This is a genomic window from Desulfogranum marinum (assembly GCF_963675105.2).
Taxonomy (GTDB): domain Bacteria; phylum Desulfobacterota; class Desulfobulbia; order Desulfobulbales; family Desulfobulbaceae; genus Desulfogranum; species Desulfogranum marinum.
In genome coordinates this window covers 1,100,697-1,117,379 of sequence record NZ_CAXXRO010000004.1, presented here as the reverse complement: position 1 = coordinate 1,117,379, position 16,683 = coordinate 1,100,697, and the positions used below count along the sequence as shown (strand labels likewise).

At 49.1% G+C, this 16,683-nt stretch carries 15 protein-coding genes; 6 read left to right on the top strand and 9 right to left on the bottom strand.

Going from position 1 to position 16,683, the window contains the following annotated elements; translation table 11 throughout:
• Positions 1–9 precede the first annotated feature (9 nt).
• The 5 genes from ACHZCY_RS13785 to ACHZCY_RS13765 form a co-directional block, all read right to left on the bottom strand.
• On the bottom strand, positions 10–231 hold the full coding sequence (locus tag ACHZCY_RS13785) for a hypothetical protein (RefSeq protein WP_319549297.1): 222 nt from the start codon (positions 229–231) through the stop codon (positions 10–12).
• Complete coding sequence (locus ACHZCY_RS13780; protein WP_319549296.1) at positions 228–2,612, bottom strand: SUMF1/EgtB/PvdO family nonheme iron enzyme; 2,385 nt, start codon at positions 2,610–2,612, stop codon at positions 228–230. The genes ACHZCY_RS13785 and ACHZCY_RS13780 overlap by 4 nt, the downstream gene beginning before the upstream one ends.
• Positions 2,609–4,078: a hypothetical protein gene (locus tag ACHZCY_RS13775; RefSeq protein WP_319549295.1), complete on the bottom strand. Its 1,470-nt coding sequence runs from the start codon at positions 4,076–4,078 to the stop codon at positions 2,609–2,611. The genes ACHZCY_RS13780 and ACHZCY_RS13775 overlap by 4 nt, the downstream gene beginning before the upstream one ends.
• A 202-nt stretch (positions 4,079–4,280) precedes the next feature.
• Positions 4,281–5,579, bottom strand: a complete 1,299-nt coding sequence (locus ACHZCY_RS13770; RefSeq protein ID WP_205224266.1) for a hypothetical protein — start codon at positions 5,577–5,579, stop codon at positions 4,281–4,283.
• 79 nt (positions 5,580–5,658) lie between these two features.
• Complete coding sequence (locus tag ACHZCY_RS13765) at positions 5,659–6,468, bottom strand: hypothetical protein (protein WP_319549294.1); 810 nt, start codon at positions 6,466–6,468, stop codon at positions 5,659–5,661.
• Positions 6,469–7,094: 626 nt separating this feature from the next.
• Between ACHZCY_RS13765 and ACHZCY_RS13760 the strand changes: the two genes are divergently transcribed.
• The 5 genes from ACHZCY_RS13760 to ACHZCY_RS13740 all read left to right on the top strand — a co-directional run bounded on the left by ACHZCY_RS13760 (position 7,095) and on the right by ACHZCY_RS13740 (position 11,828).
• Positions 7,095–8,261: an ABC transporter substrate-binding protein gene (locus ACHZCY_RS13760; RefSeq protein WP_319549293.1), complete on the top strand. Its 1,167-nt coding sequence runs from the start codon at positions 7,095–7,097 to the stop codon at positions 8,259–8,261.
• Positions 8,262–8,369: 108 nt separating this feature from the next.
• Positions 8,370–9,281 (top strand): branched-chain amino acid ABC transporter permease, encoded by a 912-nt coding sequence (locus tag ACHZCY_RS13755; RefSeq protein ID WP_205224268.1) that lies wholly within the window; start codon positions 8,370–8,372, stop codon positions 9,279–9,281.
• An 11-nt stretch (positions 9,282–9,292) separates the two neighbouring features.
• On the top strand, positions 9,293–10,309 hold the full coding sequence (locus tag ACHZCY_RS13750; RefSeq protein WP_319549292.1) for a branched-chain amino acid ABC transporter permease: 1,017 nt from the start codon (positions 9,293–9,295) through the stop codon (positions 10,307–10,309).
• Between the two features lie 26 nt (positions 10,310–10,335).
• Complete coding sequence (locus ACHZCY_RS13745) at positions 10,336–11,103, top strand: ABC transporter ATP-binding protein (RefSeq protein WP_205224287.1); 768 nt, start codon at positions 10,336–10,338, stop codon at positions 11,101–11,103.
• Positions 11,100–11,828: an ABC transporter ATP-binding protein gene (locus tag ACHZCY_RS13740; RefSeq protein WP_232371199.1), complete on the top strand. Its 729-nt coding sequence runs from the start codon at positions 11,100–11,102 to the stop codon at positions 11,826–11,828. Before ACHZCY_RS13745 ends, ACHZCY_RS13740 begins: the two co-directional genes overlap by 4 nt.
• Positions 11,829–11,853: 25 nt before the next feature.
• Here the strand turns inward: ACHZCY_RS13740 and ACHZCY_RS13735 are convergent, their stop codons facing one another.
• The 3 genes from ACHZCY_RS13735 to ACHZCY_RS13725 form a co-directional block, all read right to left on the bottom strand.
• Positions 11,854–12,300 carry a YqaA family protein gene (locus ACHZCY_RS13735; protein WP_319549291.1) on the bottom strand — a complete coding sequence of 149 codons (447 nt, stop codon included), beginning with the start codon at positions 12,298–12,300 and terminating at the stop codon, positions 11,854–11,856.
• Between the two features lie 351 nt (positions 12,301–12,651).
• Entirely contained in the window at positions 12,652–13,068 is a 417-nt protein-coding gene (locus ACHZCY_RS13730; protein ID WP_319549290.1) for a hypothetical protein, read from the bottom strand.
• Between the two features lie 13 nt (positions 13,069–13,081).
• Positions 13,082–13,966 carry a hypothetical protein gene (locus ACHZCY_RS13725; protein WP_319549289.1) on the bottom strand — a complete coding sequence of 295 codons (885 nt, stop codon included), beginning with the start codon at positions 13,964–13,966 and terminating at the stop codon, positions 13,082–13,084.
• Between the two features lie 594 nt (positions 13,967–14,560).
• On the opposite strand from ACHZCY_RS13725, the gene ACHZCY_RS13720 reads away from it, so the two are divergent.
• Positions 14,561–15,163 carry a trimeric intracellular cation channel family protein gene (locus ACHZCY_RS13720; protein ID WP_205224273.1) on the top strand — a complete coding sequence of 201 codons (603 nt, stop codon included), beginning with the start codon at positions 14,561–14,563 and terminating at the stop codon, positions 15,161–15,163.
• A 107-nt stretch (positions 15,164–15,270) separates the two neighbouring features.
• Here the strand turns inward: ACHZCY_RS13720 and trpB are convergent, their stop codons facing one another.
• Positions 15,271–16,506: a tryptophan synthase subunit beta gene (gene trpB / locus ACHZCY_RS13715; RefSeq protein ID WP_205224274.1), complete on the bottom strand. Its 1,236-nt coding sequence runs from the start codon at positions 16,504–16,506 to the stop codon at positions 15,271–15,273.
• Positions 16,507–16,683 lie beyond the last annotated feature (177 nt).

Sequence of the window (16,683 nt, the reverse complement as noted above, 5' to 3'; positions counted from 1 at the left end):
CACTGGTGGTTAAATATCTGCAGGAAGGTCGATCACAGTGTCTGCATCGACTCTTTGAGTTGGTACAAAAACGGTATACCCATCTTTCTGAGGCGGGGCAGGCGGTTTTCCCTTCTCTTTATTTTGGCCTTGTTCCGCCTTTGCCTGTTCCTGCTCAACAGCAGCCACCGAAGTGAAAACAGCCATCAGGGTGAACGCTCCCACCAGCAGAAAACCAGTCGTCCCTTTCATTGAAGATACCTCGCCACCCGGAATCCGATGTCATCCTCTTTTCCTTTCCCATAGGAGCGATAGCTGAACCGAAGTTCCACCACCGAACCGTCACGCCAACTCGACCCTCTGACCACTCGGTGGGTTCCCCTGACCGGTCCCATGGGGTCTTGTTCAACCGTTTGCAGGGAACCGCTGACAGCGCTATAAAAATCATGACACCATTCAGCTACGTTCCCGCCAAAATCAAAGAAGCCCCCTGAATCAGCCTTAAATGAACCCACCGGCGCAGTAACCGGATGGCCATCATCATAATCGGCAAGAGTGAAATTAAGCACCCCAAGCATGCTCTTATCGGCAAAATTCCCAACCACCACCTGAGGTGGAAACGAACCGTTCCATGGATAGCGATCCAGCTGCCGCCTACCCGAGAGACGAGCCCCATAAGCCCACTCAGCCTCAGAGGGTAGCCTGTACCCGGTACCGTTATCAGCTACCAGTCGCCCATTTTTTTGCACATAAAAAGGTTTTATCCCTTCCTGCCTGCTGAGCCAGTTACAGTATAGTGCCGCTTCCTCCCAAGACACATTGACCACTGGCTGATTATCTTTATCCAGCGAATAACGGGCAAAGGCACCGGATCGATGCTGTGGCCGAAACCGTCGATACTCACCGTTGGTCACCTCACGAGCTCCCACATACACAGGTCGGACAAGGCGGACTTTTCTCAGCTGCTCATTGGCCCTTCTTCCCGGTTCCCTCCGGGAAGCACCCATCTGAAACTCAACAGGGGCCTGGAAAAGCGGCTTGAGGCCAGCCTTTTTTCGAGCAACCGGTTTGCCGCTCTGCAACGATGCAAGAGGTTCCATGGTAACCCGGATCTGTTGACTGTACGAACTACGAGGTATCACCTTTACCTGTTTGTCCTGGTATCCCTTGCGGGTAAAGACAAAACGGTGTTGTTTTTCTGCCGGCAGGACAAACCTGCCCACACTTTTTGCCCCGGCCACTCCACCATTGATGGACAAACGGGCATCTGCCGGGACCACCTCCACAAAAACAACCCCTGTTTCCGCTTCCAAGGGCACGTGGAGTTGCTTTTCTTCACCAGCTTCCAAAACCAGCTGATACTTGGCCTGCTTATACCCGGGAAAGATGAGCACAAAAGTGTGCTCCGTTCCTGCAGCTACTTCCACTTGCAGCGGTGTTTGCCCCCGATAAACCCCGTCCACTGTCACCGAAGAACCAGAGGGCGAAGAACTCAAATCAATCACAGCGGGTTCATGCTGGAGGATAACCGGCTCCAAAATGGTTATTTCTCCACCGGATACCGTTACTTGCCGCTGCAAGGGCAGGTAACCGGATTGAGCAAAGGTCAATGTATGTTCTCCCGCTGGAACATCTACAGCGCCAGGTGTGGAACCTAATAGTGTTGTTCCGTTCTTCACCTCGACCGACTCCGGAATGGTTATAACCTCCACCGTCCCCCATCCCGGTTGCAGCTGAAAACGAAACGTTTGCATCCGCCCCATACCCTCAACATCTATACTCTCCACTAACTCCTGATACCTTTGCTTGTGTAAGTTAATGGTATGTTTTCCTGCTCCTATGCTAAAGGCTTGAAGCGGTCCGGTTCCGACATACTTGCCATCGATGGTAATCTGCACCCCTTCAAAGGGGACAGTTTCCACATTGATACTGCCGGGAAGTTTTTCAAGGGTAAATTGAAATGAGGCCTGAGAACCGGCGGCAATGGTTATTTCTTGATGTAGATCTGCATACCCTTCCAAAGAAGCAGTAAGCGCATATTGCCCGGGCCACGCAAAATACCGTCCCTGCAGGTGAACAACCGGCGGTACCCCTGACACCTTTACGGTTTCCGGTACTGGCTCTATGTCAAGGGTAAAGACATTCCCCCTTACAAGAAACAGCGTTATCGCCGTAAGCACAACAGCGAGAAACAAACCGGTACCAACAAGTAGCCTACTCCCCCTCCGCCGCTTAAGCGGGGGTGACATTCTTGGCAATCCGCCCTGATTTTCTTTTCTTTCCTGGCTTTTGCCGGCAGTATGCCTGCTCTGCAGGCCAAGTGGCAGTACATCTATTTCCACCAGGTCACGCTGGACATGGAACTCGAGAAGGTGCTCCCCGATTCGAATCTGATCGCTCCCTTTCACCCAGACAGATTGCGTAATATGGGCACCGTTATGCAAACAGACTGTACCGGTTAAAGAGGGTTGAAAAAACAGGTGTCCGTCTGCAAGCCCAAGGCAACCGACCTCTTCGGTAACGCCATCCAGTTGCAAATGGTCATCACTGCCGGATCCAATCCACAAGGGCAGGTCATTTTCATGGTACCTGGACACTTCCCCCCCATGGAACACCTCAAATAATCTGCTCAAATCGGCTCCTCGCAACGAATGGCCAGCACTGGCAAAGAAGAGTCCTGGACGGGAACAGACAACTGCTTACGCACATCCCTATAGCCGGCCCTCCTGCCGACAACCGTATAGGTCCCAGGATACAGTTGCAGTTCTTTTTCCCTAAACCTTCCCAGATTGCCCACTTTATAGACAATGATATCAGACAAATTATCTGACACCAAGTGCACCCTTACCCGCTGCCGCATGCGTATCATCAACGAATCCAGCGCTTGCTGCTGCCCGGTAAGGCGAGGTCCTGGATCCTCAATAGTCTGTGCATAGTTGAGCAGGGATACGGCCTCGGCAAAAGCTTTATCATCTTGCAGACGGAGCGGCATGGAAAGTATTTTTTCCAGTCGCTGATCAAGTTGTTTACGCCTTTCCACCTTGTCCTGGTGTTGCACGGCAATACCGGCCCGCTTGTCTGCGGAAAGTATTTTTTGGATGAGCTCCGACGCCTGCTGCCATTGCTCTTGTGCCATTGCACTTTGCAGCCGTTGCTCTAATCGTTGTATCCGGGCAGCTTTTTGCGCTCTTGCAAGTTGTAGTCCCGCATTTTGCACAGCCTCACTTCCCGGCTTGACCTTCCTCGCCGCTGCAAGCGCCTTCTCGGCCTTGCCGTAATCGTGGTTGCCAAGAGCACCGAAAAAATCACCCATTGCTTCCTGCAGGGACTGCTCCTCAATAACTCTGTCAACGTTTACCAACCCGGATTGTGCTTGTATATTGTGGGAATCAAGAGCAACGGCCTGCCGAAACTTTCCCTTGGCCTCAACCCACGCTTTTTCCAAAAAGAGCAGTTCTGCCTGACGTACCAAATCCACAACCGTCTCAGCCACTGCTGCACGCTCTACCCCCTCTAACGCCTTCTTGTTTCCTGGAGCAGCCGCAAGCACCCTGCTAAAAGCATCTTTAGCGTCCTTTCCTTTTCCTTCTTGGAGCAACCCCTCCCCTTCCAGGAGAAGCTGCTCCACTTTCAGTTGCTTGCCATCCAAAATCTCGACCAACAAGGAGGTTGCCTTCTCGTACGCCAAAGCCGCCTCCGGGAATCTCTTTTCCGCGAGATCCATTTCCCCTTTAGTAGCCGCCTCGAGGACGAACGTATATTCTTTATCCGCCCACACCTCAACCGACATGGACTTCCCCTTGGCCTGCATATGCAACCATGCCTGCAAGGTATTTTCGGCTACAGATCTTTTTGCCACGTCCTCTGCCGGTGGTACGGTTTCGGCAATTAATATCTTTTCTCGGCCGTCAACCTGCTCGACTTCCTTGGTATTATTGCGGCTAGAAGGAGTGAGGTCATCTTCCGGTTGCATATGTGACAACCAGAAAAACAGCAGGGTCCCATTAATCACTATGAAAACAGCAAACAACACCAACACACTGCGCAGAGGAGATGCTGAGCTTTGTTCCGGTGACGTATCCGGCGGTTGCAATTTCACAGGCTTCTCCTCCACAAGCTTTCTCGTTTATCAGCCCGAATTTGTCATGAACTTTTTTTTGTTAAACTCAGCCAATTGATATTGATTAGCAAAAGAGCAATTGTACAATTGACAGTCTGTTTTTTTGTTTTCAATCAAAAAGTTCCCCTTCGGGCTTACGAAAATAACCAAGAGCAGACGATTAGGACTTTCCAACTTTTGCTCATTGCCCTTTTTCTTCTGCCTGCCCGCCGACTTCCGGTGGCGGAAATCCCGTTTCCTTAAGATATATTTCCCTGAGCAACTGTCGCCAGCGCGTGTACTGCTCCTCGGCAGAACCTTGCAGACGCAGCGTCTCACCTTGGACTTCAATTGTCAGCGGTTCTGCCTCTGCATGAAAAGACTCTCCAAGCTCCTGTATCGCATCCCGATTAATTTCACTCTCCTGTCGCTTCTGATAGCCACTGTATACTGCGCCTGCTCCCCCAAGCACCATTACGTCTCTCAAGGTGCCGGTCCGTGACCGCGTCTCCTGGTCGGCAGCCGCTCCAATAGCAATAGCGCCGACAATTGCGGCAATACCTAAAACCTGGCGGGTAAGTGCGTCTCTTTCCAGTTCTCGCATTGCTGCCACTTCCTCACTCCTATATCGCCGCCATTGACTGTATGGAGCCCAGAGGTCGAGATAGTAGTTATCATAATAGCCATTGATAACGTCCACAAGCATATCATCCCTGGAACGTAGCGCCTGAATGCGGGCAAACATCGCATCATCCGCAGCGGGCAGATGCATTATAGTAAATTGGCCGCTATCATCTTCTGCAAGATACTCAGCAAAGGTTTCCGGAGCCATGGCTGCGGCAAAACGCAGGGTAGCTACCTGTCGTATTGTGCTCACATCTTGAGGCGATAACTGTTGCCGATACATTGCCAAATCATTAGCTATGGTGTTGAAAAGATCCTGAAAGGTATCATGCTTTTCAGGTTCTATCCGCTCATGCTCATGCTTTTTTGCCGTTTCAGCATATACTTTTTTAAACCACAAACGTCCGGTCGCATCAACGACATCCACACTAATGGCAACGCTTTCGCCATCTGAATACTCAATCTTTCCTTTTACCAACACTTCTGCGCCATTTTCATCGCCGGGGACAACACGAACAGCTCCCCAATAGCCTGTTCGTTGCAATGAATATTTAAGATGAACAGGTATAAATCGAGCCTCCGCATCTCTTATGCCCTGCGATAGCCCCTGACTTTCCTCTGCATCTTCCGGAATCACCCCAGGATCAAAAACCTGGATGGAAACGTTGAGCAGCTTTTCTTCTTCTATCTCACCGTCCACTGTCATCGGTCGCACCTGATCGGCAACCTGATTTCCTGGAATCGATGCACACCCACCAGTTATCATCACCACAATCAGCGTATAGGCTACTACCCCTTTCCACTTTACCACAGCAACTCCCCCAAGCGTCTCCACCCCAAATCCTGTTCCGGAATGAGAAATCGGGGTTATGGACACAATGTCACCTTGTTCAACTCCACCTACTTTCTTATGGGTATTCCGGAATGTTTTATGAAAAATCAGAGCACTGCAGGCGTTACATCTTTTTCCCCTTATACTTCCAGTACTCCTGCCACAGCTTTTCCTTAAGCTGTGGATCTTGTTCCTTTTCGGCAGCCTCCCTCAGCTGTCTGGCAACAATATCATCATCAATCACCAACTTTCCCTGAGTACCGTCATGTGAGACAGACGGGGGCTGTCCCTGACCACTCCCCGCCCCCACACTGGTATCGTCCTGTCCACTGGCGGCCTCCAATGTCCCGCTGTGTCCGGATCGATCGCCATCACTCCCTCCTGCTTGCTTTTCCTGCTGGACACTGCCCTGAAGCTGACCATGTCCACCCGTGTCCGGAATGTCCCATCCTGATACCTTTGACCTGTGACCGGCAATACGTGTCTCTTCGGCCAACAACATCTCATCAAATGCCCCCATCGATTCGGCCAATTGCTGTTCCAGATTATCAAGCTCCTCCTCGTCGGTTGCCGCAGGCGGGGGCAAAGTAAGGTTGGACCCAAGAGGCATTTGAAAAGAAGGACATGGAAGGCCATGCATACTCTGTTCTGGAAACTGAGATGCCAGTTGCTCACAGTAAATTACCACCCTGGTTTGCAAATAGAGGGCGAATTCTTTCAACTCTTTTGTTTCTTGGGGAGTTAAAAGGGATGTTGCTGAATGGGCGCTGATGGTCTTTATGGTATTGCGAATGACTTTATCTAAGGAAAGGACGGAACTGCGTAATTCATCGGCAGTCCCATTGCCGACCGTTGGGTTCGGTGCAGCCAAAGAGGTACCCTCGCCAAGTACCGCAATGACCAGCCACATGACCACCGCAAACAACCCTTTCATTATTGACCTCCACATAAAAAACATTCGCCGCCTAACCCGAATTTCTCATGAACATTATGTCAACTTAACAAATTACACATAATTTCTGTATGTTATGTAAATTCAAATAAATTTGGTATTTCTCACAATGTTCACCAAAGGGCTAATGCGGGTTAAAGATACCGGCCTACATTGTTTGACGTGCATTGTGTCACCCCAAGGCTCATAAGGGGTTCATTAGGCACAATAAGGAAAAGTCCTGGCGCAGCACGCGTCATAAGGTTTCGGAATTTTTCTCTATGCAATGAAAGCATACAGCGAGTATATCGCCGCGCGCCATAAAAATTCCACGAAGCGGCAATCCAAAAACAGCCAGGAATGTCCCTCTTAACAGTACAATATTGCACGCCTCCCGTGAAAACAACCACAGCCTGTTCCTTCCGGTGAAGATGAGTAAAAAATGCAAGTCATTCTTACCGGTTCTTCTTCCTTGTTCACCGATGTCACACATATATGTAAAAAAAAAGTGAGAAAAAATTGCAAACACTAAAGATTCTGTTTTGTATAAATTGAAATATTTAGTAGTCTTTACCGTTTTATTGAGGTGGGTTCTCACTACATCCTTTTCATTAAATGGAGGCGTTAAATTGAAGAAAACAATTGCAACAGCGTTATTTTCCTGCTCCGCCCTGCTTTTTGCGGGGTCGGTACTGGCCGCGGACACCATCAAAATTGGGTACAATATTCCAATGACCGGAGATATTCCGAAAGTTGGAGAATCCTCTAAATTCTCTGCCGAGATGCTTAAAGCGGATATTAACGGTGCCGGCGGCCTGGAAGTAGGCGGCAAAAAATATATGCTTGAATTTGTCTATGAAGACAATGAGGCCAAAGCCGAATCTGCTGTCACCACCGCATTGAAACTCATTGAAAAGGACGAGATCCTGGCCATGATCGGCCCGAACTCCAGTAAGCAGGCAGTTCCTGCCGGACAGGTAGCTGACGATAACAGAACCGTTATGGTTACCCCCTGGTCCACCAATCCTGATACCACTAAAGATCGGCCCTGGGTTTTCAGAGCCGCCTTTCTTGACCCCTTCCAGGGCCCTGTGGCAGTTAACTTTGCCGTAAAAACCTTTGGTGCTAAAACAGCAGCTGTTCTCTACGACCTGTCAAACGATTATTCCAAGGGGCTTGCTGAAATTTTTCGCGATGTGTTCGAAGAAAAACTTGGCAAAGGCTCAGTGGTTGCTTTTGAAAGCCATGGCACCAAAGATCAAGATTTTTCTGCACAGTTAACAAAAATTATTTCCGCCAAGCCAGATTTCATCTTTGTTCCCGACAACTACAACCAGGTTGCCTTGATTGTACGCCAGTCTCACCAACTCGGTTACAAAGGTCAGTTCATGGGCTCAGACGCCTGGGGTTCTTCCGAACTGATGACTTTATGCGGCGACGATTGTAAAGGTCTCTATTTCTCAACTCATTATGCAGCTGCCGGGGCCAAAGGAGCTACCAAGGAATTCATTGACCGCTATACAGCTGAATACGGATATGTACCTGACGACGTTGCCGCACTAACATGGGATGCGACAAATATTGTCATCAAGGCCATCCAGGATACCGGTGGATTAACCGGCAAACTTCGCAAAGATCGCAAAGCTATTCGCGATGCCATGTCCAAGATTCCTTCATTTGAAGGTGTCACCGGTAACATGAAGTTCGACGAACAGGGCGACCCCATCAAATGTGCAGTTGTTGTTCGTATAAGCGACAGCGGTGAGTTTGAGTTTGCAGAATCTGTCTGCCCATAATTGCACACAGCTTAACTCCAAAGAGCAGGTCGATATGTATTCGGCCTGCTCTTTATCGTTTTTCCTCAACAATATACTTTACCAGCAAATGAAAGTCAGAGACGATTCATGCTAGCGACTACCATTCAAAATATTATCAATGCGCTACAGTGGGGCAGTTTTTATGCCTTGATCGCGCTCGGCTATACTATGGTATACGGGGTTTTGACCCTTATCAACTTTGCCCATGGCGACATTTTTATGGTGGGTGCCTACATTGCCTTTTTTGTCGCCACCTTTATCCTGAGTATGTTAGGGCTTCCGGGATGGATTGCCCTTGCCCTGACCATACCACTGACCATGATTCTCACATCAGCAGTGGGCGTATCCCTCGAAAGGGTCGCCTACCGGCCGTTGAGAAGAAAAGGGGCACACCGGCTCTATGTTGTTATTACCGCGCTTATGTGCGGTCTTATCCTTGAGCATGCCAACCTTGCTTTACTTGGTGCAAGCAGAAAGGCCTTTCCAGCTCTGATAACGGAACATGTGTATACCATCGGCGGGGTTACTTTTACCAACCTCAAGGTTGCTGTTATTTTCACTGCAATCCTTTCTTTTGTCATTCTCCACTGGATTGTGACCAAAACTAAGGTAGGCATGGCCATGCGAGCCATTTCCTATGACAAATTTGCCGTTCCTCTGATGGGAATCCCCATTGATTCCATCATTGTTATCACCTTTGCTCTCGGCTCTGGTTTTGCCGGTCTGGCGGGTATCCTGTTTGCCATGAGTTATCCGGTACTGGAACCCTACATGGGTGCGCTCATTGGCTGGAAAGCCTTCATTGCCGCGGTGGTTGGAGGAATTGGTGATATACGGGGAGCATTTCTGGGAGGATTTCTACTGGGAGCAGTCGAGATTATGGTTGTCGCGTTTTTCCCTTCAACCTATCGCGACCTAATCGCCTTTACTGTCTTGCTGGTGATCCTGTCTCTCAAACCGACCGGATTGTTTGGCATCGCCAAAACCACTAAAATTTAGGGGAGATGCCAATGTTACGTAAATATACGGTCCAGCTCATCTTAGTCACACTCGGCGGCATCATCACTTATCTCGCCTATGAAGAGCTGATAGGACTCTACACCCTGTCGGTATTGATGTTCATGGGAGTGAACATCATCATGTCCACCAGCCTGAACCTGGTCAATGGCAACATGGGGGAATTCTCCTGCGGCCATGCAGGCTTTATGTGCGTAGGTGCCTATGTCTCTTCGCTGCTTGGTGTCCTGCTCTTTAGTAAAGACAAAATATTTGGCCCGCCGTTGCTTAATCCGGATCTGGCAATCTATTTTTTTCCGCTGGTCATTATTGCCGGGGGGATAGCTGCTGCTTTTGCCGGATTACTGGTCGCCCTTCCCTCCTACAAAACACGTGGAGATTACCTGGCAATCATCACCATTGCCGCCAATTATATCATCATCAGTTCCATTGAGAATCTCAACGTCATCGGCGGTTCCCGTGGATTCATGGGCATGAAAAAAGTAATTAATGCCATGGAGGATATTATCTACCTCCCCTGGATGGTTATCTGGGTCTTTGTGTTTACCGTTGCAACGGTTTGGGCGCTACGACGCTATACCTCCTCCACTTTTGGTAAAGGGGTCGCTGCTATCTGTCAGGACGAGGTCGCAGCAGAGATCATGAGCGTCAACACCAATAAAATCAAAACGATCACCTTCATGCTTTCTTCCGGTCTGGCAGGCATTGCCGGTGGGCTTTTCGCCTACATCATCGGCTATGTCAATCCGGGCAGCTTTAATATTCTCAAATCCACAGAAGCGTTGGTCATGGTTTATCTGGGCGGCATGGGATCGCTTTCCGGAGCTGTCTTATCTGCTATTTTGTTTACGGTCCTGCTCGAGCTGCTCCGTCCTCTGCAGATTATTAAATGGGTTGTCATTCCCCTGCTGCTGATTGTCCTGATGCAGTTTCGTCCCGAAGGTATCATGGGCAACCGCGAACTCAGCGATATTTTTCCTCGCCTCAAACGTTTCTATAAGTTCAAGTGATTATGCAGACACAGACAACATCTTCGATGCCGGTCCTCGAAATCCGTAAGATGACCCAACGATTTGGCGGTTTGGTCGCTGTCTCCAACTTCAGTGTTACACTGGGAAGGAACCAGCTCACCGGCCTTATCGGCCCTAACGGTGCCGGGAAAACAACCGTCTTTAATCTGATAAGCGGTTTTTATCAGCCCAGTGAGGGAGAAATATTCATCAATGGAACCCCTACCGCAGGACTCAAGCCTCACAAAGTAACCTCACTTGGCGTCGCCCGCACCTTTCAAAATATCAGGCTCTGGAACCAGATGTCCGTACTCGATAATATACGGGTCGCCCAACACGGTTCTCTGGACTATGGCTTTTTTGGAGCCATGTTCAGGACTCGCAGTTATGTGGATTGCGAAGCAAAAATAGAAAAAGAAGCGCGTGAGCTCCTGGAAATTTTTGAACTGGATAAGCAAGCCGACGAGTTGCCGACCAATCTGGCCTACGGCCTGCAGCGTAAACTTGAAATTGTACGTGCACTTTCTGAAAAACCACAACTGTTGCTCCTTGATGAACCGGCTGCCGGGTTGAACTCTGTTGACGCCCAGGAGCTTATCAGGCTTATCCACTGGATTCACGAAACCTTTGACGTGACCATCCTGCTCATCGAGCACCACATGGATGTGGTCATGGAACTCTGCTCAGAAATAAAAGTTATCGACTTCGGCCAAACCATAGCCGAAGGTACACCGGAACAAATCCGCAACCACCCTGCAGTCATTACAGCATACCTGGGGGATGATACCATATGACGCTGCTCGCTGTTGAAAACCTTGTTGTCAAATACGGTAATATCCAGGCTCTGCATGGTATCAATTTCCATGTCAATCCAGGTGAGATTGTAACCCTGATAGGTGCCAATGGTGCGGGTAAAACCACCAGCCTGTACGCGATCACCCGCTTACCACCCCCTGAAGCGCCGCGCGTTGTCTCGGGTGACATTCTCTTTGAAGGCAACTCTATCCTCAAAACCCCTCCCTCCACGGTGGTCAAAGATCTCAAACTCGCCCTGGTGCCTGAAGGACGCCATATCTTTGGCAACCTTACCGTCATGGAAAACCTGGTTTTGGCGACCTATGCCCGCGATCAGAAAATAGATTTTTCCAAAGAGTACCAACGGATATTTGATCTTTTTCCAAGACTGGCTGAAAGAAAAGACCAACGGAGTGAATCCTTGTCAGGAGGAGAACAGCAGATGCTCGCTGTTGGCAGGGCTCTTATGACCGGCTGTACTTTTCTGCTGCTGGATGAACCCTCCATGGGTTTAGCCCCTGTGCTCAAATACGATCTTTTCCGTACTCTCAAACGGCTCAACGAAGAAGGTATGACCATTCTCCTCATCGAGCAGAATGCGAACCTGGCGCTTCACTTGGCCCACCGTGGGTATGTATTGGATACTGGGGAAATAGTTGCCGAAGGAACAGCTGAAAAGCTGCTTGGCAATCCAGAGGTGAAAAAAGCTTATCTCGGTGGCTAGCAAAAAAAAACTGCAACAATCGATCTTACCCCATAGCCTGCAGGGTAATATATTCGATAAAGGCATAGCGGCCCAGCTTACCGGCCAGTACCAGAGAGACGAACCACGCAAGTGGTGTTTTGAAAATGCCTCCAGCAAGGCATAAGGGGTCGCCGATAATCGGCACCCAGGACAGCAGCAGCGACCACGTTCCGTATTTTCGATACTGAATCGCTGCTTTCTCTCTGGTTTGGCTGTTTATTCTCAACACCTTTTCAACCAAAAAAGGACCGCCATATACACCGACGGCATAGGTGGTACAGGCTCCCAGCACATTACCGATTGTTGCCGAAGCTAGCAGCCCCGCAGGATCAAGGGAAGAGTAAAGTAAGGCTACCAGCAACCATTCAGAACCAACAGGCACAACCGTTGCCGCTAAAAAACTCAGCAAAAATAAAAACAGGTAGCCATTGGCTACCACGAACTCAGCCATGCGCTGTTTCCTGAAGCAATGCCAGACAAAACGCGAAGGTTCCCTTGTCAGTGCGCATGGTGCAGATCCTCTAATTGGAAAATTCGGCGAAAAAAGCGCTTGGTCCAAGCCTGAACCAGCCTATTTTGCAGAAACACTGCTTTCTTGTGATGTACATCCACAGTGTATCAATCCACACCGGCAAATCAAGGATAATGCGCCTGAGGGCATGCGAGAGAGGCAAAAGCTTCTGCCTGTTATGTGACCATTTGCTAATGTGTCACCCAAACGAGAATGCTATTATGTCTTCCTGCTTGATCACGTGCGAAGGTAAGCACTGGCTTCGTGGGATGCTGCGGGACAGTTCCCTTGCTACTTCAAGTTTTCCATGTCTATAGGCAGGGAAGGATTACGGGCTTCTTCTTGTCCAAAAAAGCTCTCCAGCTCTTTCTGGTTGAGTACCGTGGAGTACTCTTGCACAAGGTAACCAGCCAGGGACTGCGCGTCCCTGGCCAGACTCTTAGAGAAAATTTTTCTGAGCAGGTACTTAAAAAGCAAACGACCTCTTTTTTTTTCCACCTTTTGCTGAATTTTCCAAAGCGCGTCCCGTTTGGAGCGTGGAAAATCAACCCCCAAACGGCTATCAATTGCAAGCTCCAATTCCAAACGGCGTGTTTGACGTTCCTGCTCACGGCTTGGAGAAGGAGGCAAATCACTGTGCAATGCAATTATCTTCTTCTCATACTCGTCAGCTGAAAGACATGGGCCGTAACCAAGATCATTGTTCATTGCTATGAGGCAATCAGTCCGATTTAAATTTAACGCCAAAGACCTCGGAAACGATGCTCGGATCTGCCAAGACAACATTATCGCCCGGCTTCAGCTCGAAAAGGCTTTCATAATGCTCAGGCGCCATCACATTGGCCATCTCATTTTGAAAGTCAATGGTTGCCTTGTTAATCGCCTGCACAAACTCCTTGGCCTTCATTTTATCTTTTGCAAACGCAGTTTCAGTTTTCAGGCGCTTTTTCTCTGTCTTCAACCGTACTTTTTCCAACTTGCTTGACAACTTTTTGTCAAGCATGGCGCCAAGGTGGAATTCCGCCATATACATAAAAAGTTTGAGATGGAAGTCCTCGACTTCATCCGTTGCCAAGGATTCTGCTTTCAACATAGTCTGCCCACTCTTGTATATCTTGAGTACTCCCTGTATGTACTGCCAGTCAAGTTTATCGCCAGTGGAAAGAACGCGTGCTGATGGTGCCGCTGCAGCTCCCTCTGCAGCTTCAGGTACGCATTTCGGCAAATCACCGTTCACGCTTGAATATTTCTTAAAAGGCGATTTGCAGGGCCAAGATCCTACTCTTCCATATGTGCCATAGAGAGCCTCAGACACATTGTAACCACGGGCGCCTCTGACAGTAATACCCGCCGGGAGTAGAATACGATTAGCCGCTTGATGACACACTCCATTGACAAGGTAACATTTAATGCCGGCCTTTTCATTTGGCTGAGCGATTTTGTCAGCTCTCTTGGTGCTGCCTGTGCCACGTCGCAACTCTTTACCGCCTTTTTTGCCGCCCCAACATCCCCAGCCTTTTTTGCCGGTGCCACATGTAACGTATGTATGATCTGCAGCCTTTGCAAAGAGCTTTGTTGGATAGGCCATCACAATAAGTGTTCCCATGTTCCCTCTCGTTTACTTTTGCTGGTTTCACTCAACGGACGTATCCCGCAGAATGGTGTGAGTACCATGTATTTTACCATGATAGTTCCATTACTTTATAAATCAACAGACTCATAAATCACCGGTCACAGCTTTGCTGTAATGTGTGCAAGCCGTCGATGTAGCATCCCACGCCCCATACCCTGCGCCAGATACACTGAAGGTAATGGCAACGCCGGGTGCACGCACATCTATTTTTAGACCACGGTACGTACACTGTGGCAAAAAATAATCGTCACTGTAATTGACCAACGATCTGGAACCTTTGAAAGCATATTGCATGCCACTGCAGATCAACCTGATTTAACTGTACATAATAATTAGTAATTCGATCTTAATAGTCCGGAAAAAGACAAAGAATGTGAAGGCACAAATGGTTCATATGGACCATTTGTGGTGGTGCAGGTGGTGCATATGCAGCAGCATAACCGGTAGAAGAGCATCATTTTAAACGCTGCAAGCGATCCGCTTTATTCACCTAGAATCAGCGGCAGACAAGATGATTTTCGGCAAGCACTATTGCCTTAACCCAAACAGACAGTTAACATCTCTTCCATGAATATTCTCTACACACTCGATCTAATCGGCACCATCGCCTTTGCTGCTTCCGGAGCACTGGCTGGGGTGCGACGCGGGATGGACCTGTTCGGAATCCTGGTGCTGGGTATGGTAACGGCAATCGGCGGAGGTACCATTCGTGATGTGCTCCTTGGCGACCTGCCGCCATTCTGTCTGCACAATGAAATATACCTATGGTTGCCGATCCTGGTCGCCCTGTTTGTTTTCTTTACCCATCGCCGCTGGCCCAAATTCGAGTCTCTACTCCTCTATCTCGATGCTATCGGTCTGGGGACCTTTGTGGTTATCGGTACAGGCAAGGCGCTGAGCTTTGAGACCGGTCCCCTGGGCGCAGTATTGATGGGCGTTATGACCGGTACTGCCGGCGGTGTGCTTCGAGATATTCTTTCCAACGAAATCCCCCTTATCATGCGCCGCGAAATCTATGCATCTGCCTGCATCATTGGCGGGGTTTCACTGGTACTGCTTCGGCTGCTGGAGGTAAACAATACTCTTTCGTTGCTGATTGCAGCATCAGCAGTAATTGTGTTAAGAGTGCTCGCAATTCACCTGAACTGGTCATTACCAAAAGCATCCTGAACCGACCGAAGAGGTAAAAAAAGACCAGCGTCTTAGTAAGAACAAGAAGCTGGTCTCTTAAAACTCTATCCCCTTTTCCAAGGGAAATACGGGCAAAATTGCGTCTACTAAAGCTTCTTTTTCGCCTCATCCATGCTGAAACCGTATTCCTCAGTAACAAATTCCATGTCTTTATCGCCACGGCCGCTGAGATTAACCAATATGGAGCCGATTTCCATCTCTTTGGCCAGCTTCATGGCGTAGGCAACGGCATGGGCACTTTCCAGAGCAGGTATAATCCCTTCAACCCGACTTAGCAGATAAAAGGCATCAAGGGTGTCCGCATCATCTGCGACCTCATAAGTGATTCGCCCTTCGTCTTTGAGCAGACTGTGTTCCGGCCCCACACCAGGATAATCAAGCCCACTGGCAATGGAATATACAGGGGCGGGTTCACCTTCCTGATCCTGAAGCAGGTAACATTTAAAACCATGAATGATTCCAGGCTTACCAAAGGCCGCAGTAGCGGCATGATCGCCAAGATTAAGGGAACGTCCGCCAGGTTCTACGCCTACCAGCTTTACAGGATCATTGATAAAACCGGAAAAAATACCAATGGCGTTACTCCCTCCACCCACGCAGGCACAGACTACATCCGGAAGTCCACCGGTCATATCAAAATACTGCTCTTTGGATTCAATGCCGACAATGGTCTGGAAATCCCGCACCATCATTGGAAAAGGATGGGGGCCGACAACCGAACCAATGCAATAGATTGAGTTGACGGGATCTTTCAAGTACGCTTGAAAGGCCGAATCGACAGCCTCCTTAAGGGTTCTCAGCCCAAAAGAAACCGGCACGACCGTAGCTCCCAACAACTTCATTCTGGTGACATTGGGGGCTTCTTTCACAATATCAACCTCCCCCATATGGATCTCGCACTCAAGACCGAAGTAGGCAGCTGCCGTTGCGAGGGCAACGCCATGCTGACCGGCACCGGTTTCGGCAATCAATTTCTTTTTGCCCATGAACTTGGCCAGCAATCCTTCACCCATGCAGTGGTTAAGTTTATGGGCACCGGTATGGTTAAGGTCTTCGCGCTTGAGATAAATCTGGGCGCCACCACACATTTCCGAGAGCCGATCTGCATGAAACACAGGGGTCGGACGTCCCTGAAAATGTTTTCGGATAGAACGTAACTCTTCAATAAAACGATGGGTTTGACTTATAGTCTGGTAGGCCTTGGTAATTTTATCCATCTCGACCTGCAATTCCGGCGGGATATAGGATCCACCGTAACTGCCAAAATGGCCGGAAGCATCGGGATATTGATGAGGATAACGAGCGTAATCTTTTGTTGTCATAATCTGTTCCTACTTAGTTCTTGGTTAAGGAGGTAAATAATTGGTACAAGATACCGTTCCCCTGAAAGGTTGCAACACAAAAACGACTATGATCCACATGGTTGGATAGTATATTATAGTCAGTGATAAAGACAGGCACCAGTAGAGCCATGAACCGCCGAAACAATACTCCACTCA